The organism is Sulfurimonas sp. HSL-1656 (genome assembly GCF_039645585.1).
Lineage (GTDB): Bacteria > Campylobacterota > Campylobacteria > Campylobacterales > Sulfurimonadaceae > Thiomicrolovo > Thiomicrolovo subterrani.
In genome coordinates this window covers 486953-508746 of record NZ_CP147915.1, presented here as the reverse complement: position 1 = coordinate 508746, position 21794 = coordinate 486953, and the positions used below count along the sequence as shown (strand labels likewise).

Annotated in this window: 21 protein-coding genes; 15 read left to right on the top strand and 6 right to left on the bottom strand. The window is 56.3% G+C overall.

The genetic code is table 11. The features are described from left to right. The first annotated feature begins 15 nt into the window (after positions 1 to 15). The 6 genes from WCX49_RS02580 (at position 16) to WCX49_RS02555 (ending at position 4988) form a co-directional block, all read left to right on the top strand. A complete protein-coding gene (locus WCX49_RS02580; protein WP_345986014.1) occupies positions 16 to 621 on the top strand; it encodes a tetratricopeptide repeat protein in 606 nt (201 codons plus the stop codon). Beyond that, complete coding sequence (locus tag WCX49_RS02575; RefSeq protein WP_345986013.1) at positions 621 to 1343, top strand: NYN domain-containing protein; 723 nt, start codon at positions 621 to 623, stop codon at positions 1341 to 1343. The genes WCX49_RS02580 and WCX49_RS02575 overlap by 1 nt, the downstream gene beginning before the upstream one ends. Next, entirely contained in the window at positions 1343 to 2065 is a 723-nt protein-coding gene (locus WCX49_RS02570) for a Nif3-like dinuclear metal center hexameric protein (protein ID WP_345986012.1), read from the top strand. Before WCX49_RS02575 ends, WCX49_RS02570 begins: the two co-directional genes overlap by 1 nt. Positions 2066 to 2147: 82 nt before the next feature. Further along, positions 2148 to 2870, top strand: a complete 723-nt coding sequence (locus tag WCX49_RS02565; protein WP_345986011.1) for a zinc ribbon domain-containing protein — start codon at positions 2148 to 2150, stop codon at positions 2868 to 2870. A gap of 31 nt (positions 2871 to 2901) precedes the next feature. Continuing rightward, a complete protein-coding gene (gene waaA, locus WCX49_RS02560) occupies positions 2902 to 4083 on the top strand; it encodes a lipid IV(A) 3-deoxy-D-manno-octulosonic acid transferase (protein WP_345986010.1) in 1182 nt (393 codons plus the stop codon). Then, positions 4080 to 4988 carry an RNA pseudouridine synthase gene (locus WCX49_RS02555; RefSeq protein ID WP_345986009.1) on the top strand — a complete coding sequence of 303 codons (909 nt, stop codon included), beginning with the start codon at positions 4080 to 4082 and terminating at the stop codon, positions 4986 to 4988. The genes waaA and WCX49_RS02555 overlap by 4 nt, the downstream gene beginning before the upstream one ends. Before the next feature lie 39 nt (positions 4989 to 5027). Here WCX49_RS02555 and WCX49_RS02550 read toward each other — a convergent pair whose 3' ends face one another. The 5 genes from WCX49_RS02550 to WCX49_RS02530 form a co-directional block, all read right to left on the bottom strand. After that, entirely contained in the window at positions 5028 to 6191 is a 1164-nt protein-coding gene (locus WCX49_RS02550) for an OmpA family protein (protein WP_345986008.1), read from the bottom strand. Between the two features lie 48 nt (positions 6192 to 6239). Next, a complete protein-coding gene (locus tag WCX49_RS02545; RefSeq protein ID WP_345986007.1) occupies positions 6240 to 8267 on the bottom strand; it encodes an Ig-like domain-containing protein in 2028 nt (675 codons plus the stop codon). Between the two features lie 443 nt (positions 8268 to 8710). Then, positions 8711 to 9949 (bottom strand): OmpA family protein, encoded by a 1239-nt coding sequence (locus WCX49_RS02540; RefSeq protein ID WP_345986006.1) that lies wholly within the window; start codon positions 9947 to 9949, stop codon positions 8711 to 8713. Between the two features lie 47 nt (positions 9950 to 9996). Beyond that, complete coding sequence (locus tag WCX49_RS02535) at positions 9997 to 12738, bottom strand: Ig-like domain-containing protein (protein WP_345986005.1); 2742 nt, start codon at positions 12736 to 12738, stop codon at positions 9997 to 9999. A gap of 285 nt (positions 12739 to 13023) precedes the next feature. Next, positions 13024 to 14985: a hypothetical protein gene (locus WCX49_RS02530; RefSeq protein WP_345986004.1), complete on the bottom strand. Its 1962-nt coding sequence runs from the start codon at positions 14983 to 14985 to the stop codon at positions 13024 to 13026. A 736-nt stretch (positions 14986 to 15721) separates the two neighbouring features. Between WCX49_RS02530 and ffh the strand changes: the two genes are divergently transcribed. The 8 genes from ffh to WCX49_RS02490 all read left to right on the top strand — a co-directional run bounded on the left by ffh (position 15722) and on the right by WCX49_RS02490 (position 20052). Beyond that, a complete protein-coding gene (gene ffh / locus WCX49_RS02525) occupies positions 15722 to 17068 on the top strand; it encodes a signal recognition particle protein (protein ID WP_345986003.1) in 1347 nt (448 codons plus the stop codon). A 304-nt stretch (positions 17069 to 17372) separates the two neighbouring features. Next, complete coding sequence (gene rpsP, locus WCX49_RS02520; protein ID WP_231020228.1) at positions 17373 to 17594, top strand: 30S ribosomal protein S16; 222 nt, start codon at positions 17373 to 17375, stop codon at positions 17592 to 17594. A gap of 2 nt (positions 17595 to 17596) precedes the next feature. Continuing rightward, positions 17597 to 17836 carry a KH domain-containing protein gene (locus tag WCX49_RS02515; protein WP_345986002.1) on the top strand — a complete coding sequence of 80 codons (240 nt, stop codon included), beginning with the start codon at positions 17597 to 17599 and terminating at the stop codon, positions 17834 to 17836. Next, the gene (rimM, locus tag WCX49_RS02510; protein WP_345986001.1) at positions 17817 to 18362 is read left to right on the top strand and encodes a ribosome maturation factor RimM; all 546 of its coding nucleotides are present in this window, start codon (positions 17817 to 17819) and stop codon (positions 18360 to 18362) included. Before WCX49_RS02515 ends, rimM begins: the two co-directional genes overlap by 20 nt. Then, positions 18359 to 19063: a tRNA (guanosine(37)-N1)-methyltransferase TrmD gene (gene trmD, locus WCX49_RS02505; protein ID WP_345986000.1), complete on the top strand. Its 705-nt coding sequence runs from the start codon at positions 18359 to 18361 to the stop codon at positions 19061 to 19063. The genes rimM and trmD overlap by 4 nt, the downstream gene beginning before the upstream one ends. Then, positions 19053 to 19409, top strand: a complete 357-nt coding sequence (gene rplS / locus WCX49_RS02500) for a 50S ribosomal protein L19 (protein WP_231020224.1) — start codon at positions 19053 to 19055, stop codon at positions 19407 to 19409. The genes trmD and rplS overlap by 11 nt, the downstream gene beginning before the upstream one ends. Before the next feature lie 77 nt (positions 19410 to 19486). Next, entirely contained in the window at positions 19487 to 19822 is a 336-nt protein-coding gene (locus tag WCX49_RS02495; RefSeq protein ID WP_345985999.1) for a hypothetical protein, read from the top strand. Between the two features lie 77 nt (positions 19823 to 19899). After that, entirely contained in the window at positions 19900 to 20052 is a 153-nt protein-coding gene (locus WCX49_RS02490; protein ID WP_345985998.1) for a hypothetical protein, read from the top strand. Between the two features lie 154 nt (positions 20053 to 20206). Here the strand turns inward: WCX49_RS02490 and smpB are convergent, their stop codons facing one another. After that, complete coding sequence (gene smpB, locus WCX49_RS02485; protein ID WP_345985997.1) at positions 20207 to 20659, bottom strand: SsrA-binding protein SmpB; 453 nt, start codon at positions 20657 to 20659, stop codon at positions 20207 to 20209. A 121-nt stretch (positions 20660 to 20780) separates the two neighbouring features. On the opposite strand from smpB, the gene WCX49_RS02480 reads away from it, so the two are divergent. After that, entirely contained in the window at positions 20781 to 21791 is a 1011-nt protein-coding gene (locus WCX49_RS02480) for a HAMP domain-containing sensor histidine kinase (protein WP_345985996.1), read from the top strand. The last annotated feature ends 3 nt before the right edge of the window (positions 21792 to 21794 follow it).

Here is a 21794-nt window from a genome sequence, read left to right as displayed (position 1 = left end):
CAAAAAGGCTCCGGTTTGACCCTCTTCCAGATTATCCTTTTCGCGGCATCCGCATTTTTCGCGTGGCAGATCTATAAATTCGTCCAGTCCCTCGGAGACGGGGAGACGAAACTCCCTTCCCATACGGACACACCGCCCGAACCCGAACCGGCACGCCCCGTCCACCCCGGCGCCCAGGAGATCGACACCCTGATCGACAAGGCGGATACGGCCTACGGCGAGGGGAACCTTTCCGAAGCGAGGGTCTACCTGGAACGGGCGGAAAAACAGGACCCCGACAACCCGGAGGTGCTGAACAAGCTCGGCTTTATCCTCTATAAAGAGGGGGAGAACGAAGAGGCCCTGCAGAAATACAACCGCTCGCTCACCCTCGATCCGGGTGACGACCTGACCCACAACGCCGTTGCCGCCGTGCTGCGGAAACTGGGGCGGCTCGACGAGGCGCAGGAGCACTACAAAAGCGCCGTCGACATCGACGACAGTTTCGAAGAGACCTACTACAACTACGGCCGCCTCCTGATCGAAAAAGGCGATTTGGAAGGGGCCCGCATGATGTTTGAAAAAGCGCTGGAGCTGCGCCCGGACTATCCCGAAGCGGCCGAAGCCCTGGAGCGGCTGTAGTGAACCAGCAGCACCTCGCCGTCCTTATCGACGCGGACAACTCCCAGCCCTCCATCATCGAGGGCCTCCTCGATGAGATCGCCCAGTACGGCGTCGCCAGCGTCAAGCGCATCTACGGCGACTGGACCTCGACGCAGCTCAAAGGGTGGAAACCCCATCTGCTCGAACACGGCATCCAGCCCATCCAGCAGTTCGGCTACACCACCGGCAAGAACGCAACCGACAGCGCCATGATCATCGACGCGATGGACCTGCTCTATACCGGGAAATTCGACGGCTTCTGCATCGTTTCCAGCGACAGCGACTTCACCCGCCTCGCCTCCCGCATCCGGGAGAGCGGTGTGAGCGTCTACGGCTTCGGCGAGCGCAAGACCCCCAAGCCCTTCGTCAGCGCCTGCGACAAGTTCGTCTACACGGAGAACCTCAGAAAGGACCGCATCGCCAAAGCGCAGATCGACGTTACCAAGGAGCAGAAGCTCATCGCCCTGCTGCGCGACGCCGTCGACGACGCCGCCGACTACTCGGGGTGGGCGAACATGGGTATGATCGGGCAGATCGTCGCGAATAAACAGCCCGATTTCGACCCGCGCAGCTACGGCTTCACCAAGCTCGGCGAGCTGATCCGGGCCACCGGGGCGTTCGAGTTCAAAGACGACGACCCGCTGAGCAACACCCGCGGCATCTTCGTGCACAACAAACGCCAGAAAAGGAGATACAACTGATGACCCTACAGGCCGTCTACGAGGCGCTTGACGCGCTTTCGCCTTTTGCACTGCAGGAGAAGTGGGACAACTCCGGCCTCATCGTCGGCGACCCGGCGCAGGAGATCACGACTATAGTGCTCAGCATCGACGTCGACGAGGCGCTGCTGGAGCGCCTGGAAGAAGGCACACTCCTCATCACCCACCACCCGCTGATCTTCGGGGGGCTCGACGCGCTCGATTTCACGCAGTACCCGGCCAAACTGTTGCAGACGATGGTCAAAAAGAGCATCGCGAACATCGCAATGCACACGAACTTCGACCAGACCCACCTCAACCGCTGGGTCGCAGAGGAGATCCTCGGGCAGCGTGCGATCGAGCAGGAGGGTTTCATCGCCTATTTCGACGTCGACACGGAGTTCGAGGCCTTTGCCCGCGACGTCGCCGAGCGTTTCGGGCTCGCGCAGCTCAAAACCGTCCGGTGCCACGAACGTCTCCGCCGCGTCGCCCTGGTGACGGGCTCCGGTGCCTCCCTGATGCGCGGACTCCGGGCCGACTGCCTGCTCACCGGCGATATCAAGTACCACGACGCCATGGAGGCCAATGCCCTCAGACGCTCCATGATCGACATCGGCCACTTTGAAAGCGAACGCTTTTTCCCCGATGTCCTTGCCCCGCATTTGAAAAATTTCGGATTAACGGTTATAATTTCGTCATCGAAAAACCCGTTCACATATTATTGATCGTAGTAGCCTCCGACGGCAACGGGTAGCAGCATTGCAAACAATGCTGTTTCAAACTTTCCCACGGATAAAGGAATCTTCTGTGAACAAGCACCTCAAACAACTGATCGACCTCTCCAAGATCGACAAAGAGATCGACGCTTTCGACCCGCAGATCGAGGCGGCGAACCACAAATACGAATCGGCCCTTGTGAAAAAAGAGGGCCTTGAGAGCAATATCGACGGCCTCGAAAACGAGATCAAGGACGAGCAGCTCAAGCACAAGAAAAACGAGCTCCACCTGGCCGAACTCTCCCAGAAACTCGAAGAGAACCGTAAAAAAAGCGCGGAGATCAAGACCGAGAAAGAGATGAAATCCCTCCAGCTCGAGGAAGAGATTGCCAAGGAGCAGATCAGCTTCGCCAACGAAGAGATCGAGCGCCTCGACCGCATCATCGAAAGCAAGACCGAGCGTGTCAATGAACTCAAAACCCAGATGGAAGAGCTCGACGCGAACCTCGGCAGCGTCAAAGCGGATGTCGATGCGAAACTCGCGGAGATCGACGGCGAACGCCAGCAGGTCTTTGCCCGCAAGCAGGAGCTCGTTTCCCAGATGAACCAGAAGGGTCTCTCCTTCTACCAGAAGATCCGCCGCTGGGCGAAAAACACCACGGCCGTCCCGGTACGCAACCAGGCGTGTATGGGCTGCTTCATGGTCATCAGCGACAAGGTCTACGCCGACGTCATCAAGGGTGAAGAGATCACAACCTGTCCGCACTGCGGACGTATCCTCTACCTCGAAGAGGAAGCGACTGCCGAAGCGTAAGCTTCGCACCCCCCTATTGCGCGGCACCCTTATGAAGCCGTTTTCACTCATCTATTTCCTGCTCAGCGCCCTGCTCTACGTTGCCGCACTGCCCCTGCTGTTGCTGTTCAGCCTGCGTCCGAAATACCGCCGTTCGATCCCGGCACGCTTTTTTCTCAGGCACAACCCGCCGTTGGCGCCGGGAGGGATCTGGTTCCATGCCTGTTCCGTCGGCGAAACGCGCGCGCTGAAGCCGCTGCTCGATCCGTTAACGCCGGATGACGTCCGCATCACGACCATCACGCAGACCGGCCAGGACGTCGCCGGAGGGTACGGTGTGCAGCACCGCTACCTCCCCTACGAGCTCTTCATGCCGTTCTGGGTCAGACCCCAGCGCGCGCTCGTCGTGCTCGAAGCGGAATTCTGGTACCTGCTTTTTGCCGTCGCCCGCGCCAGAGGCGCCCGCGTCATCCTGCTCAATGCCCGGCTCTCCGAGCGCAGTTTCCCCAAATACCAGAAGCTGCGCTGGTTCTACCGCCGCCTCTTTGCACGGGTGGACAAGGTCTTCTGCCAGAGCGAAGACGACAAAGCCCGCTTCGAGCAGCTGGGCGCCGCCAATATCGAAGTGATCGGCAACATCAAACTGGCGCAACGTGTCACCGCGGCAAAGACGTACGCCAAACCCGAGGGCGAGACGATCGTGGCTGCCAGCACCCACGAGGGGGAGGAGGCGATGATCCTCGAGGCCTTCCGTTCCCGTTACGCCGATCATCCCGACAGCCGCCTGCTGGTCGTTCCCCGCCACCCGGAGCGTTTTGATGCCGTCTGGGAGATGCTGCACCAGCAGTGCGACGGCGAACGTATCGCCCGCTGGAGCAGGGACGGCGGGATCGATGCGCTGCAAGAGAATGTTTTCGTGCTCGTGGACGTCATGGGCGAGCTCAACAATCTCTACGCCATCAGCGACATCGCCGTCCTCGGCGGGGCCTTCAAAGCGGACGTCGGAGGCCACAACCCGCTCGAACCGGCCCATTTCGGCTGCCGGACCATTACGGGGACCCACTTTTTCAACCAGCGCGAACTGATGCGCTACGTCGATCACATTGCCGTCGTCGAGAACGATGCGCTGACCGAAACGCTGCGGCAGGCCGAACAGCTGCGCCCCGCCGCCATCAACGGAAGCGTCGATCTCCAACCCTTTTTTGACTATCTCGACAAGGAGAGCATCTCATGAAAAAATCCCCGAACGACTACCGCGGCCAAAGCAAAAAACTCGAAGCCAAGAACAAGATCAAATCCAAGGCCTTCGCCAAAAAAGACGCCGGCCGCAAAAAGGCCGCCCCGCAGCACGCCAAAAATGCCGATGAGCAGGAGAGCCGTTACGTCCAGTCGCGTCCGAGCGGCCCCGCCGACAAAGCCTATAAACTGCTGGCGGCCCAGGAGGGGATCTCCAACGCCAGGGCCAAGGAGCTGATCGACCGCGGCCTTGTCTATGTCGGGAACCAGAAGGTGATGATCGCACGGGGAGAGCTGTCGCTCAAGACGGAGTTCAAGGTCCAGAAAGTCGAGCGCATCCGGCCTATTTTCGAGAATGACGACCTCATCGTCGTCGACAAGCCCGCCTTCCTCAACGCCGACGAAGTCGAACGGCAGTTCAAGGGGACCCGGCTGCTGCACCGTCTCGACCGGGAAACGAGCGGGGTGCTGATGCTGGTCAAGAACGAGGCGTTCCGCGAGAAGGCGATCGAGGCCTTCAAGAACGACGAGGTCTACAAGGAGTATATCGCCTGGGTCGAGGGGGTCGTCACCGAAGAGGCCGTAATGGACGAGCCTATTCTGACGGAAAAACGCCACGGCAAAGCCCACTCCAAAATCTCCAAAAAGGGGAAGCCGGCCGTCACCGAGATCTTCCCGCTGGAAGTTTCCGCCAAAAAAAGCAAACTCAAGCTGATCATCCACCACGGGCGGACCCACCAGATCCGTGTCCACCTGCGCGCGTTCGGACACCCGATCATCGGCGACGAGCAGTACGGCGGACGCCGCAGCCAGCGCGTGATGCTGCACGCGAAGAAAGTCGAACTCCTCGGCATGACGTTCGAAACGCCCGAGCCGAAGCTCTTCATCCACTTCTCGGCCTGACACGCCCCCTGCCGGGGACGCCGTACAGCGGCCCGGGGACTACTCCTCGTTTTTAGGCGCGGCGTAGACTTCGATCTCGACGCGGCGGTTGGCGGTACGCCCCGCATCCGTTTCATTTGTCGCCACCGGGCTGCTTTCACCCATGGCACGGGTTTCGATCTGGCCGGCCGCAATGCCGAGCCCGATCAGCCTGCTGCGGACGGCGTTTGCACGCCGCTGGGAAAGTTTCATATTGTACACTTCCGTCCCGACGCTGTCCGTATGCCCGACGACCACCAGGCGGTCATTCTTCTGCAGCCGCTGGACCAGCTGTTTGAGTGCGGCGTCCCCCTGCGGCTTGACGTCTGACTTGTCGAAATCGAACAGGGTGTCCGATGCCAGAACAACCCGCTCGGTCGGTTTCTTGATGATCACCGGTTTGGGCACCTCTTTCACGACTTCGACCTCTTTGACGACCTCTTTTTCCAGGACCGTTCCCTCGCCCGGGACCGGCACCTCTTTCACCACGACGACTTTTTCCGGCTCCGGCTCCGGGATCCCGAAGCGGTAGACGACACCGACGGAGTAGAGATTGACGTCATAATCCGAACTGGAACCGGCCTCGGCGAGGTGGTACCCTTCCCATTCGCCGCGTACGCCGAGTGCGGGGGTGAAATCGAACTGTATGCCGGCACCGAGTTTGTACCCGACATCCCATTTGGTGACATGCATATCTTTGGGCACCCCGTTGACCAGCAGCGTGCCGCCGCTGTAACTGTAATCCTTGCTCATCTCGCCGTACAGCACGCCGATACGTGCAAAGAGCGAAAGCGCGTCAAAAACCGGGAGGTGGCCGACCACGTCCATGTTGATCCCCTGTGCCGACAGGGTTCCTTTATAGGTCTCCGCCGTATTGGTGACACTCTTGAACGAGAGCTCGCCAAGGTTGAAATATCCCCCTTCGACGGCAAAGTACTGGTTGAACAGATACCCGCCGAAGAGTTTCGCACCGAACGAATCCTCATCCGCCGACCCGTCCGTCACATAACAGGCAGGGTCGCCCTGGCACACCTCTTTTTCGGCCGTCGACAGTGAGACCGATCCCGTCGCATACCCCAGGTTCGCCCCCAGGTAGGGTCCGGGCATTGCAATACGTTCGACCGCCTCTCCTTGAAGGGCTGCCGCCACCATAAATACCGTCGCCGCCGTCCGTTTCATTTTCATCTTTTTCCTTCCGTTGCCGGGGGTACGCCCCGCAATGTTCCCTTTGGATTAATAACCGTACACCAGGCTCATCATGGTCACGTCCGCCTTGCCGATGCTGGCACCCAGCAGCCCCGTGACCGTGTCGAGCAGCGGTGTGAGCAGCGGCAGCAGTATGGAGAGCAGCGGATTGAGCAGGTCGCCCAGCAGACCGGAAACGTCAAGCGGAATGCCCAGCAGCGTAATGGTGAGCTCCAGGTTGCCGATCAGGGTATTGAGCAGGGCATCCGTCGTCGACCCCGTCGGCGCATTAATGCTCTGCATCTGCTGCATATCGACCGGGACGAAATTGATCGCACCGCTATTGGCGACCCCGGCGGCGTAGGCTTTGACACTCACTTTCACCAGCCCAAGGAGGTTGACAAGATCGGCCGCACCGACATCTTCCGGGGAGAGCGGTGCCTGCGAAAAGAACTGATCGTCGGGGATCGTTCCTATCACGAGTGTGGCCAATCCGTTCTGGACACTCATGGCGACTTCATTGTTGTTCAGCGTCGTCAGACTTCCGACCGACGAGCCGAGTTCGAGGTAGAGCGGCAGGTTGACCAGATCAGAACTGACCGATCCTTCTCCGTCCAGCCCCGTGTTCAGAGCGCCGAGAAGATCCCCGAGAATACCGCCGACTTTCAGATTGAGCTGCAGGCGTGTCGATGCGGAGTGGATCGTGTCGCCTTCGGCCATCAGTGCGATCGTCGGCGGAGAGACGACCTGCAGTCTCAGTCCGCTGGTTTCATCCGTCAGCAGCGGCAGGTAGAGCGGGATTTCGATCGGATTGCTCAGTGTAGGGGCCAGCGCTTGGTTGACGCCGGAGAGCAGCGACTGTACACTCAACTGCGCAGAGGAGACGCCTGTCATCGCCAGCACGTCGTTCAAATCAAGCGGCAGCGTGTCGACCGGGAACTGCAGCAGGCTGCCGATACTGATAGGGGCGTTGCTGAGCTCAGAAGCTTCCACGTCGGCCATGAGCGCATTGATAAACCTTTGCGCCTCTATAGCGTCAATACCGCCCAGCTGCTCCGCAATGACATGCAGCATCGCATCCAGCGTAATGTTGCTGTCGAGCAGCTCCTGTACCGTTGTCACATTCAGCTCGCCGCCCAGATCCGATACCAGCGCCGGGAAGCCGAGACTGATGTCGACCAGTCCACCTGTTCCGGCGACATCCACGGATGTCTGCGCTCCCACAAGGCCGCCGAGTACGCCGCCGAGCAGGTCGGAGTTGTTCGTATCGACAGATACAGGGGTCGACGCCATGGAGAAGACGGCCGCCTTGACCAGCTTCAGCGGGCCCGTCGTAAAGCTGTTCACGCTGTCATACTCCAGCTCGATTCCGCTAAGCGCCGTGACGGGCTGCTTGATCGTAAAGGTATACGTCGCATTGTAATCCAGCGGGGCCGACGGTGTAAAGGTCATCAGGTGATCACTGCCGATATCGGCATAATCGATCGTACCGTCGACGAGGCTTCCGTTGCCGTCGCGCAGGAAGATATTGGTAGCGGTCAGCGTCGCCGCATTGACCGCTTCGTTGAAACTGCCCAACATGTGCGCCCCGACGGAGACGTTGGTATCGCCGTCACTGGGCAGGACCGTTACCTGCAAGTATTTCAACGTCCCCGTCGTGAAATGGATCACATTGTCTTCGGCGAGCAGGTAGCCGTCACTCGCTTTGACGCCCCGGGTGACATAGACGGTGTAATTCGAATCTTTCGCGAGATCGCTCTGTGACGTCAAGGTAAAGAGACGGGTATCCGTTCCGTAGAATTTGATGTCGGCAGAGACTTTGGTTCCGTTTTCGTCCAGCAGATAGAATGTGGCATCGTTCACCGTCGAGACGTTCATCTCTTTGTTGAATTTGGCCGTTATGACTTTATTGATCGGGATGTTGACATCCCCCTCCGCCGGATCTATCGTCACTATCAGTTCACCGCCGTTGACCGGTCCGTCAAATGCGCTGTCCCGCCCGCAGGCAGCCAGCAGCAGCATCATTCCTACGCCGATGATCCCCATCAGCCCCCATCGATACACCGATCGCTTCATGTTTTACTCCCTTTTCCCGTATTACGCTGTTTCGACGCTTATGCAGCGTCCGACTCTTTTCCCTGTCGAGAGAACAGCAGCTTCAGTGCGTTTCCCCGACTATGTCACAAAATTAACATTTTGAAGCATATCTACATTAAACTTAATAAAGATCATAATATATCTTTTTTCGTTTATTAATATGTTTTTATCAAATTATTATCAAAAATATCAGAAGGGATTATAAACATGCGGAGACAGACTTGAGCCGTCAGTCACTTAAGCGTACAAAATGTATGGGATACAACGCCATACCGGACCAGGCCTTCGGACGAATAATCTGTTATGCCATGCAAATGTAAAGGGAAAAAGATATATGGAGTGATTCAGAAAGAGGGCGGAAGCACATGGCTTCCGGTATAAAGGGGACGCCTAAGCGTCCAAACAAACACTGAGAGTGACTGTTACTTCGCTTCCCCTGCCGGGAGGGTCACTTCATCGGCCGGAGGGGTAACCTCCTCTTCCGGTGCTTTCGGTGCGGCAATGATGTCGATATCGACACGGCGGTTCTGTGCGCGCCCTTCATCGGTCGCATTGGTTGCGACCGGATCGCTTTCACCTTTGGCCTTCGTTTCGATGCGGTCGGCTTCGATACCGTTGGCGACAAGCTCGTTTTTGACCGCGTCTGCACGGCGCTGTGAGAGCTTGAGGTTGTACAGTTCCGAACCGATGCTGTCCGTATGGCCCGTGACGGTCAGCTTGTCGTCTTTTTGGAGTTTGGCTACAAGGTCTCTGATGGCAGCTTTACCTTCCGGTTTGACGGTCGCTTTGTTGAAGTCAAAGAGGGCATCCGTCGCCAGGACGACACGTTCGACCGGTTTCCGGATAACGACCGGTTCGGCCGGAACTTCTTTGATGACCTCTTTCTCAACGACTTTTTCAACGACGACAGGTTCAGCCGGGACAGGAACCTCTTTGACGACGATGACTTTTTCCGGTTCCGGCGGCGGGACCGGTGCGTTCGGATCCTCGCCGAAGCGGTAGACGATACCGACGGACCAGAAGCTCATATCGAGTCCGGAGTCTGAAGCGTCCTCTTCCATGTGGTACCCTTCCCATTCACCGCGGACCCCGAGGCGCGGAGTAAAGTCGTACTGTACACCGGCACCGAGTTTCAGGCCTGCCCCCCACTGTCCCGGGCTCATGTCTTTCGGGACACCGTTGATATAGAGGGTTCCGCCCGAATAGGAGTAGTCTTTGTTGACTTCGGCGTACATGACACCGAGACGCCCGAAGACAGTCAGCTGCTCGAGGATCGGGAGGTGCCCGACGACGTCGGCATTGAGCCCCTGCATTTTTGCGCTGCCTTTATAGGTCTCACCCGTGTTCGTATCATGCTTGAACGACACCTCGCCGAGGTTGAAGTAACCGCCTTCAACGGCAAAGTAGTCGTTAAAAAGGTAGCCTCCGAACAGTTTGAGCCCGAATGCGTTCTCGTCGATCGAGGAGCTGATCACCGTACAGGCAGGGTCGCCGTCGCATGCTTCCTGTGCCGTATCGGTCTCATTGACCCTGCTGGTTGCATAACCGACATTGCCCCCGATGTAGAAGCCCGGGAATGCAATGCGTTTCGCCGGAAAATCGGCGTGTGCCGCAGAAGCAAACAGTACCGCCGCCGCTGCAACTGAATATAAACTCTTCATTTTAATCCTTCGTTCGTGGGGCACAGCCCCGTTTCATTCTCTGTGCTTTACGGCTGCACAATATAATGCTCGATGAGTCCGAGCATTGTGACGTCCGCACGACCGGTATAGGTACCGAGCAGATCACTCACGGAGTTCAATACCGGAGAGAGTGCAGGAACGATCGTATTGGCCAACAGATCCGTGACGCTGCCAAGGATCGTTCCAAGCAGCGGGTCTGAAGTACCAAGCGTCAATCCGCCAATCGTAACGTTCAGTTCGAGGTTCCCTACAAGATCAGCCACCAGGGCATCCGTCGTATCTCCCAACGGTGCGAATGCACTGTCAGTCTGCTCAACATTGACCGGCAGGAAGTTCATCGGCGTGAAAGCAGACGGTGAACCGTTGGCAAAGGCTTTGACATCGACTTTGACCGGTGTCGGAATCCCCAGGATAGTGAGATTCAGATCCACCAGACTGACCGCATCGAAATCCTCTGCACCGATAACTTGATCGGAGAAGAAGATATCATCCGGAATCGCACCGAGATAGATTTTGGCCAGGCCGTTCTGTACCGCCATCACGATCTCATCTACTGAGAGTGTTTCCAACGTCCCCTCTGCCTCAGCCAACACGATGTAGAGCGGGATATCTACCAGCGCCGGAACATCAATCGTCACCAGCCCAAGCAACAGTGTATTCAGCAGGTCCGTCAGACTACCGAGCAGCCCTGTCAACAGACCGCCGTCGACTTGCAGGTGAAGCTGAATGCGTGACTGTGATGCTTTGATCGTGTCACCCTGAACCATCACGGCATAGGCCGCAGGCGAAACCAGCTGTGCACGCAGCGTGCCGTCTGCACCAAGGAGCCCCGCCAGGTCCAGCGGCACTTCAATAATGGTTTCCGCAACCGGCGTCAGCGCAGAGTTGAGGCCGCTCAGGACTGCGAAGCCATCCGTCGTTGCCGCAGCAAGATCCTCTGTGGAAACCAGATCCGTAACATCCATCGGCAGCATGCTGGCCGGGAACTGAAGCAGGTCACTGATACTGATCGTCTGGTCCGTACCATTGCTGTCAATCGCGGCGATAAGCTGGTTGATGACATCCTGTGCCGGTCCGGCCGGAATCGCGCCGTACTGATCAGCGAGCACCTGGAGTGCCTGCGTAACCGTGATATTGCTGTTGACCAGATCTTCGATCGTTGTAGCGTTGACTTCGTTTGCGAGGCCTCCTACAAAACCGACGAACTGGACATCCGCTTCAGCAAGCCCCTGAACGCCGGCAGCATCGACCTGCAGCTGTGTCCCAAGCAGGTTACCCGTCAGGGTGCCAAGGACATCAGACTCATTCGTGTCGACCGTCGCAGCGTTGCTGTTCATCGTGAAGACAGCCGCATCGATCACCCGGATCAGATTGCCGGTCGTAAACGTTGAACTTGCATCACTTGCCAGTGTATCGCCGTTGACGGCTTCGACACCGGTTGTTACCGTGAACGTATAGGTCGTATACGCCGTGAGGTTCGCATCCGGATTGAAGACGGCAATGTAATTTGTACCGTCATAGCTGATCGCTCCCGGAATCACTCCGGTTACATTGTTTTCAAGATAGAAGGTCGTACCGTCAAGCGTCGTATCATTCACATCTTCATTGAAGTAGGCAACGATATTGTCACTGACTGCGACACCTGTTTCTCCGTCAGCCGGTACGATATATACCTGCAGCTCCGTCTGGGTGCCGGTCGTGAACGTCGACGTCTCGTCCGTGCCCAGCTGTTCGCCGTCGAGTGAGGTCACATCGTTTTCAACGACAAACGTATAATCGCTGTTCGGTGCCAGTGTCGTGCCCGGCTCCAGAATGAAGGTCACGACCGTATTGCCGTTTGCATCCGTCGCGGTATGCAGCGTGCCCGGGATATGGGTACCGTTTTCGTCCATCAGGTAGATATTGCCCGCATTCAGCGTCGACAGATCCATCGGTTTGTTGAAGGTAGCGGTGATCATCGTGTTGATCGGCACATTCGTCGCACCGTCCTGCGGCATGATTGAAACCGCCAGGCGCAGCCAGTTGCCTGTCACGAACATCGCTTCCTCGTTTGCGGCGAGCGTATGGCCGTTCGGCGCGGAAACATCCGTTGTCACAACAGTGGTATAGGTACTGAAGGGCGCAAGGTTCGAAGCGAGTTTCAGAATCACCGTCGTATTGTCGTCGGTATGTTCGATCTTCGTCACCGGTACTTTTGCACTGAGCGCATCCAGCAGATAGAAGCTGTTGTTCGTCACGGTCGAGAAATCGATCGGTTCGTTGAACGTCGCCGTAATATTAGGGTTGAGCGATACGTTCGTGTCCCCATGCTGCGGATTGAGCGTCACCGTCAGTCCCAGACCCGTTCCTGTCGTAAAGGTCGTGACGACATCACCACCCAGGCGCGAGTAATCCGTACCGCGGATACCGTTTGTCGTGACGAACCGGTATGTCGTGTTCGCCGTCAGATTGGCATCAGGCTTGAAGCGCAGCACCTTGTTCAGGTAAGACCACGAACCCGCAACCATATTATCATTCGGATCCAGCAGGTAGAACGTTGTCCCCTCGATCAACGTTGCCTGCTGAATATCTTTGTTGAACGTTCCCGTAATATCGGTATTCAGGAAAACGTTTGTTGCCCCATCGGCAGGTTTAACAACCACCGTAAGACCACTGCCTTTGACATTGTTGTCAAAAACACTGTCCGCACCGCAACCCGCCAGCATGATCATCATGATCGTGCCGAGGAAGAGTGCCAACCCCCTCTTCGTTTGCAAGAACAATTGCATTATATACTCCTTCATTCGTGAAGCCGTCCCCTCGGTTAAGGCCGCTTCGCGCCGTTCTCCCCGCGCAAAATACGCGGAAAAATTCAATTAATAATAGCACACGAAGCTGAAGTTAAACAAAGAAATTAGTATCGATTATAACAACATTTCATATTGTGATACTGGACATTTTTTTCAGAATTGAAGGAGGTGAAAGCGATATTTCGGAAAGGGTAGAGAAAGTCGGTAAAAGCGCATCTTCTCCGCAGCGCAGCGCGCTGCAGATGGATGGTAAGAGGTTGCTACTTAGAGCGGCAGTGCCAGGTTCTGAGCGTTCAGGAGGCTCAGAAGCGTCTGCAGGATTGCCGTCGGATCTGTTGTCAGGCTTCCAAGCAGTGACGTAATCGTACCGGCAAGGTCGCCGCCGAGCAGACCTGTCAGCGTCGTCAGCAGATCACCCAGCAGGTTTCCGCCGAGCAGGTCGCTCACGGTACCGAGCAGGCTGCCAAGCAGGCCGTCGAGACCGCCTGCAGTCAGTGTTCCGAGGATCGCTTCGAGGACACCGGTCGGATCGCCGCTGCCGAGGATCGTATCGAGCAGGCTTGTCAGGTTCGCCAGGTCGAGTGCGCTGAGCGGGTTACCGTTTACAAGCAGACCGCTCAGGTCACCAAGCGGCAGTGTCTGCGTCAGGTACGGGACATTCGTCATCAGACCGCCGAGGATGGCAAAACCGCCAAGCTTGTCGATGGTCGTGACAACCGGCATAACGACCGCGGCGTTGATCAGGAACGATGCACCTTCGGCATTCAGGCCGTGTGCAACGGCTTCCAGCAGTGCCAGCATATTGACGCCTGTCGTCAGCAGACCGTTAACGCTTGTATCCATCGGATCGATACCGAACGGCAGAACTTCACCCGGCAGAGCGAGGATATCGTTCAGTGACAGCGCCGGAAGGTTCAGATCCGGTACGGCACCGAGTACTGTCGTGAGTACCGTAGATACCGGCTCAGGGATCGGCAGTGCGTTAATGATGTCCATCAGCTGTGCAACGCTCAGTTTTGTCGCCATCAGTTCATCAAGCGGGAGTGAACTGAGGACCGGGAGTGTTTTTGCCGCGGCGATAATGTCATTGATCGTCGTATCGGTGCTGACCAGGCTCAGAAGCCCTGCAGGGTCAAGCGCAAGCGCGCCGCCGTCAAGCGGGAGCGCACCGAGCAGACTTGTCAGGGAACCGACCAGCAGGTTCGGATCAAGACAGGATGTGAGGTCGCCGGCGACCTGGGCAAGCAGACCTTCAACCGTACCGAGCAGACCCGTTGTCGTTGTCAGCAGGGTTGCCGGCAGGCTGCCGAGTGTCGTACCGAGCAGCTCCTGAGGTACGGTGATAAGATCGCCGAGGCTCAGCAGGTTTGTCAGCTGGCTCGGGTCAAGCGCACCTGTCAGTGTAGACAGGACAGAAGCCGGATCGCCGGATGCCAGCGTGCCGAGAATACCGAGGAGATCGCCTGCGCTGAGCGGTGCAGCAAGAAGGTCTGAGAGTGTCGCGCTGTCAAGAAGGCCTGTTGCGCTCTGAACGGCACCGAGCAGATCACCCAGCGGCAGGGCGACGGCAAGGGTCTTCAGGTTAGCGGCTGTCAGTTCGGCACCGCCCAGTACGCTGTCTGTTGCACAGTCAAGCGTTGCGACGACAGGTTCAAGCTGCGGGATACAGGCAGCGACATCGTAGCCGACACCCATAACCGTGTCATCCAGGAATGTCAGTGCATCGATAGCAGTTTCTGCCACACCGGCAGTCGCATCGGTTACCGTACTCAGCACCTGTGTCAGCAGGCTCGGTGCAACTGTCAGCAGATCACCCAGCGGAAGTGTCTGCAGCAGCGTTGCAGGGTCCAGTGCATCTTTAATGGAAGCAACGATAGCCAGGACATCCGGCGTACCGCCGATCAGGCCGATGATGTCAAGGACCTGGCTCAGGGAAACGCTTGTTTCAAGCATTGCACCGACAGTGACATCAGATGTCGTCAGACCGAGTTCAACCATGGCGTTGGCAACAGCGGCAAGGTCAAGCGGGATTGAAGTAAGCAGGCTGAGGTCTGCTGCGCTCAGAGCATTGGTGAGGGTGCCGGTCGCCGTATCGAGGACACACTCAAGCGTACCGAGAAGCGCCGTCGCCTGTTCTGCACCGACTACGGTACCTGTTGTCGCTGTTGTTGAAGATGAGGAACCACATCCAGAAAACAGAAGTGCTGCCCCCACAGCACTTGACATCAAAATACCCCGTACGCCATTTAGTGATTGTTTCATTGTTTTTTCCTTATATAATTTAGAAGTCTGTCGTGCACAATAGCAGTCTATGCAGATTTCACAGCACGGATCGGTTCAATCCGCCCAAAACCGAATAGCTCGCACAGAAGCCGGTCGGTTCGCCTCGGTCATCTTAATAGTTAACACGTAGCAGCAATCAGCCCTCACCGATGCCACCTCTTACCCTTTCTCAGTTGCCTGCATTTGACTGAAACCTGATGCCAAATCGTCGTTAGAGTCGTGGTAAGAAAATTATGCCATTGTCTACCCTTTCTTAGCCCACAACTACAGAAGAAACAGTTATATTGCCCGCACTACATGTTACCTATTTACACAATCTTCCCTTTTTCAAGTCAAATGAATTACAACTTTTTCTTATATATGTGTGATATTATTATTTTTTAGTGTATTTTATTCTGCTGAGTAAATTTGTTCTAAAAGATTCTCTTATATTGGTCTTTTTATAACGCCTTTTAACGGTTTTTTTGAATGACAAGATCACACTGACCATTATCGGCATCGGATATCCGTATGAAGGCATCGCACCGATACGGGGCTTCTCCCCACCGGCCGTTATACTTTAATATGGGCCTTACTTCTGAACAGACCAAACATCCTGCAAAGGGTGTTTTGCTATAATGCGCCTTCATCATTTTGCACCCGCCATAGATAGTTACGATGCAGAGTACAAGGAGCACCCGTGTTTGATACCTTGACGGATTCATTTACATCCGCCATTAAGAAAATTCGATTCCACGACGATGAGAAGGCACTTAAGAAGGCGCTTGCCGAACTGAAAAAAGCGCTGCTCAAGGCCGATGTCCATCACAAGGTCGTTAAAGAGCTCATCGAACGCGTCGAACTGGATACGAAGAAAGCCGGCATCGGCAAGGACCAATTCCTCGATGCGATGCGTTTCACCCTCCATGACCTGCTCAAAACCGAAGGGCACCAGGGGTTTGTGTTCGCAGCCAACCCTCCGACCGTTATCCTGATGACGGGCCTCCAGGGATCGGGGAAAACGACCACGACGGGGAAACTCGCCACCTACCTCAAAGAGCAGAAAAAGAAAAAAGTCCTGATCGTCGCGGCGGACCTGCAGCGTATGGCTGCCGTCGAACAGCTCCGGCAGATCACGGCCCAGATCGGCGTCGACCTCTATGAAGACGAGGCGACCAAGAATCCGGTGGAGGTCGTCACGGCCGCCATGGCCAAAGCGAAGAACAGCCTGTACGACGTCGTGCTCGTCGATACCGCCGGACGCCTGGCCATCGACGAAGAACTGATGAGCGAGCTCAAGCAGGTCCGTGATGCCGCCAAGCCGAGCGAAATCTTTTACGTCGCCGACTCCATGACGGGGCAGGATGCCGTCCGTACCGCCCAGAGCTTCAAAGAGCAGATCGGTATCGACGGGGTCATCCTGAGCAAGTACGACGGTGACGCCAAGGGCGGGGTTGCCCTCGGCATCGCTTCGCAGGTGCAGGTACCGCTGCGCTTCATCGGGGCCGGCGAAAAGATGGCGGACCTGGAAGTCTTCCTTCCCGACCGCATCGTCAACCGCCTCATGGGGCTGGGGGACATCGAGGGGCTTGCGGAGAAAGCTTCAAGCGTCATCGATGAGAAACAGGCGAAGAAGCTGACCCAGAAGATCAAGAAGGGACAGTTCAACTTCAACGACTTCCTCGAGCAGATGGAGAGCATGAAGAAACTCGGTTCCATGAAATCCCTGCTGGGGATGATCCCCGGGATGGGGGACATGTCCAAGGCGCTCAAGGACTTCGACCTGGAGAACTCCCAGGAGCTCAAGCAGATCAAGGCGCTGGTCAGCTCCATGACCCCCAAAGAGCGCGAAGACCCCGATCTGCTCAACAACAGCCGCAAGCAGCGTCTGGCGCAGGGGGCCGGGATGGATCAGATGGACGTCAACCGCATCCTCAAACAGTTCAAAAATGCCGCCAAGATGGCGAAGAAGTTCTCCGGCAAAAAGGGGATGCAGGATCTGCAGAACATGATGAGCCAGATGCAGGGCGGGAAATTCCCGCGCTAGGCACGGCCCTCCGGGGGCACCCCTGTGACCCCAAAGCAGAACTTATATTTCTTCCCCGCACGCAAGATTTTACATTCACTGATTTTTCCGCTATAATTTCACCATCGTTTTACGCTTATGAACAATACCTCTGTGACATTGGCGTATCGCATACCCGAACGGTTTGCACGGAACGTCTCCGATAAGACGGTTAGAGGCCGCGGTACCAATGTTAGAGTGACTCCTTCATCGTTCCGCTGCACTACCCTCTTTTTCCGACCTTCCCGAAAACCATTCACCCTATTATTTATCGAAGGAACGAACAATGACAACAATCCGTCTTACCCGTATGGGACGCAAAAAACAGCCTTTCTACCGCGTTGCGGTTACTGACTCCCGCAAGCGCCGTGACGGCGGCTGGATCGAACTGATCGGCTGGTACAACCCGATGACCAAAGAGCAGAAGATCGACGAAGAGCGTCTGAACTACTGGATCGGCGTCGGCGCGACAATGAGCGACCGCGTTAAAAAGATCACCGGCAAATAATTATGGTCACCGATTTCGTCGCCGAATACGCACGTCTCATCGCCTCCCATCCCGAGGACATCCGCGTGGAGATGTTCGAAGGTGACGAGATCGCCGAAATTGTCCTCTATGCCAACGGTGCCGACATCGGCAAGCTGATCGGCAAAGAGGGCAAGATGATCGGCGCCATCAAAACCGTCATCTCCGGCTGCAAAGCCAAAGACGGCAAGAGCTACCGCATCAATGTCGAAGCGGCAGAATAACGACCGGCTGCTCCATATCGCCACGCTGGGCCGCACCGTCGGCCTGCACGGCGAGATGAAGCTGCACCTCTTCACCGACTTTCCCGAACAGTTCGTCCCCGGCGAGACCTTCTATACCAAAGAGCGCACGCCCCTGGTATTTGAAACCGTCAACATGGAGCGCGAACTGGTCAAACTCGAGGGCGTCGACACCCCCGAGGACGCCAAACGCTACACCAACACCATGCTCTACACGACCTACGGACGTACCCGCGAAATGTGCCACCTCGATGAGGGGGAACACTTCTGGTTCGACCTGATCGGGTGCACGGTCATGGAAGACGGTGTGGCGCTGGGCAAGGTGCTGGAGATCGAGCGTATCGGCGCGGTCGACTATCTGCAGATCAAAACCGACGACGCGCTGCTGAAGCAAAGGCTGCCCAAGCAGTTCCTTCTGCCCAAGCAGCCGCCATTTGTCGAAAGCGTCGATACCGATGCGGCCCTGATCACCGCACACGGCGCGATGGCCATCCTGGAGGAGTCGTGACCTTTACCTATGTCACCCTCTTCTCAAACCTGATCGAGGGCTATTTCCAGGACTCCATCCTCAAACGTGCGCAGGAGAAGGGGCTTTTCAGCGTCGCCTACCTCAACCCGCGCGACTTCACGACGAACAAGCACGGGAAGGTCGACGACACGGCCGTCGGCGGAGGCGCCGGAATGGTGATGACGCCACAGCCGCTCTACGACACACTCAAACAGCTCCGCGAAAACGATCCGGACGTCCATATCGTTTTCGCGACCCCTGTCGGCAAACCCTTTGTGCAGAACGACGCCAAACGGCTTGCCAAAAAAAACCATGTTGCATTTGTCAGCGGCCGGTACGAAGGCATCGACGAAAGGGTCATCGAGACCTTTGCGGACGAACTCTTCAGTATCGGCGACTATATCCTGACCGGCGGGGAGCTGCCCTCGCTGGTGATGACCGATGCCATTGCCCGCAATCTCGAAGGTGTACTCGGAAACAGCGAGTCACTGGAGACGGAAAGCTTTGAGACCCACCTGCTGGAAGCCCCCTCGTTCGGAAAGCCCCCGCTTTTTGACGATAAGGGCGTGCCATCAGAATTCTTAAAGGGAAACCACAGTAAAATTGCGGCACTCAAATTTGCCTTGTCAGAATGCAAGACTAAATTCTTCAGGCCTGAGCAGCTTAAAAGGCATAGAAAAAGGACATTGTATGAGAAATAAATACATCGAAAATTTCGAAAATGCTCAAGTCGCTGAAAAGAACGTCCCAGAATTCCGCGCCGGTGATACCGTACGCCTCGCTGTTACCATTAAAGAGGGTGACAAAACTCGTGTTCAGAACTACGAGGGTGTATGTATCGCAATGCGCGGTCAGGGAACGGGTAAAACCATCACAGTTCGTAAAATCGGTGCCAACGGTATCGGTATCGAGCGTGTTTTCCCGATCTACAGCGACAGCATCAACGAGATCAAAGTACTTCGCCGCGGACGTGTACGCCGTGCGAAACTCTTTTACCTGCGCGACCGTGCCGGTAAATCTGCACGTATCAAAGAGCTCCGCAAGTAATTGCGGACGCCCTTCACACCCGACACACTTCCCCACCAATTTTTTACCACCAACCGCTTCCTGCAGAAGGAATCCGTATGACGCTTAACCTGTTTTTCATCACTGCCACCGCCCTCTTCATCATCGCCGTACTGAAGCAGCTTCTGGAGACGAATGCGTTTCTGAACCGCCTGCGCGACAACCACCCCTCACGCTATGAAGCCATGGGGCGCCCGCGCTGGAACATCCAGTTCGGCGACCCCCGCTTCCGCGAAGCCGTCAAATACATCCGTGCCCACAAGTTCGCCGACCTCGACGACCCCGAACTCGAACGCATCTACAAGGCCATCAAAAGAGCGGACAGGGTCGCCATTGCCTCCGCCGTCGTCGCCATACTCATCACCCTTATAGAAGTGATGCGGACAGCAGGATAAAACAACAAACTATCAGTAGCAGGACTTTTTCTGTGGGTTATAAACGATAGTTAGCGTGTCGAACGGATCGCCAGGGAATGGAATACCCCGAAAGCGGCAGCCTTTTATCCTTTTTTCTTCCCGGTTCGGCTTCTTTTTTGGATAAGCAAAAAAGAAGGGGAACAAAAACACAAATAATCTTGGAAAACACGGCTCATGCAGAGCCGCAAAAAGCTGCTAATAGTCTTTGAGAGCCCGCTCGATATCGCGCTTCATATCCTTCTCTTTCATATCGGCGCGCTTGTCGTGCGACCACTGTCATTGCCGTCCCCGGAGCAAAGCCCCGCGGACTTTCGCTGGCCGCTATGGCACTGAAGACGGCTCATGCAGAGCCGCAAAAAGCTGCTAGTAGTCTTTGAGCGCCCGTTCGATGTCGCGCTTCATATCCTTCTCTTTCATATCGGCTCGTTTGTCGTGCAGCTTTTTACCCCGCGCAATGGCGATCTCGAGCTTGATGATGTTCTTGTTGTTGAAGTACATCTGCAGGGGCACGATCGTGTGTCCCTCTTTCTCCACGGCGTCCGCCAGTTTGGCGATCTGCCGTTTATGCAGCAAGAGCTTCCGGCTGCCGCGCTCCTCGTGGCCGTAGTAGTGGTGTGTCGTCTCCAGGCGGCCGATGTGGGCGTTGAACAAAAAAGCCTCGCCCCTAACAAGCTTGACGAAACTGTCCTTGAGGTTGACGCGGCCGGCACGGATCCCCTTGACCTCACTGCCCTTGAGCACGATGCCCGCCTCGAATTTCTCGAGGATCTCGTAATCGTGAAAGGCTTTTTTGTTTTTGGCAATCGTTTCGCCCACTTGCATTCCTTTGAATCAGTGATGCAATCATAGCGAAAACCCGCCCTTCGGCGAACCCTCTTCCTTGGAAAGATCCATGCCTGGTGCGGACGCCGACAGGGAACTTTTCCTATAATACGGCATGAAACACCTTAACCGTTTTATCGACAAACTCGGTATGCACAGCCCCCTGAAGATCGTCGCGGGGGTGACACTCGCCACCACCGTCGTCTCCGTCCTCTGTGTCGGGATCTTCTACACGCTGCTGACCGGCACGCTTCCGCCGGTCATTCTGGGCTTCTCCATCCTGATGCCACTGCTCATGACCCCGCCGATCCTCGCGATCGTCATCAAACTGGTCATGCGGCTCGAAACTTACAAAAGCGCGCTGCACGATGAAATCGAGAAGAACCGGGAAAAGGATATGCTCCTTTTCGAGCAGGAACGCTTCGCCCTGATGGGGGAGATGCTCTCGAACATCTCCCACCAGTGGCGCCAGCCACTCAACACGATCAACCTGACGCTGCTCTCCGCCAAACTGGCCAAGGCGACGGGACGTCTGGATGACGAGACACTCGACCATGCCTTTGAGACGATCGAACAGAACACCCTGCACCTCTCCGAAACGATCGAGGATTTCCGCTCGTTCTTCCAGAACAAGGCCCCGACGAAGCTCCTGCCGCTGCATCAGATCGTCTACGAGCTGCACCGTATCATCACACCGACGCTCGAAGCCAATACTATTGCGCTGGAGATCACATGGAACAGCGATACGATCCACCGGCTGCAGATCGCAACCGCAATCTCCCAGGTCCTCCTGAACCTCATCAACAACGCCAAGGACGCCCTTGAATCCCTGGACCAGGAGAAGAAACAGATCCACATTGAGTTTGAGTACCCTCCGGGCGGAGGCCATCTTCGTATCTGCGTTTTCGACAACGGCCCCGGCATCGACCCGGCAATCCAGACGAAGATCTTCGATCCCTATTTCACGACAAAGGGGAGCCTCAAAGGGAGCGGCATCGGACTGCATATGAGCCGTCAGATCATTCAGAAGCTCTTCCTGGGCACCATCATCGTTTCCAGCCTGCCCGGCGAGACCCGCTTTGTCATCATGCTGCCGATCTCCGAGTTCTGCAGACCCGAGGTGTAACGG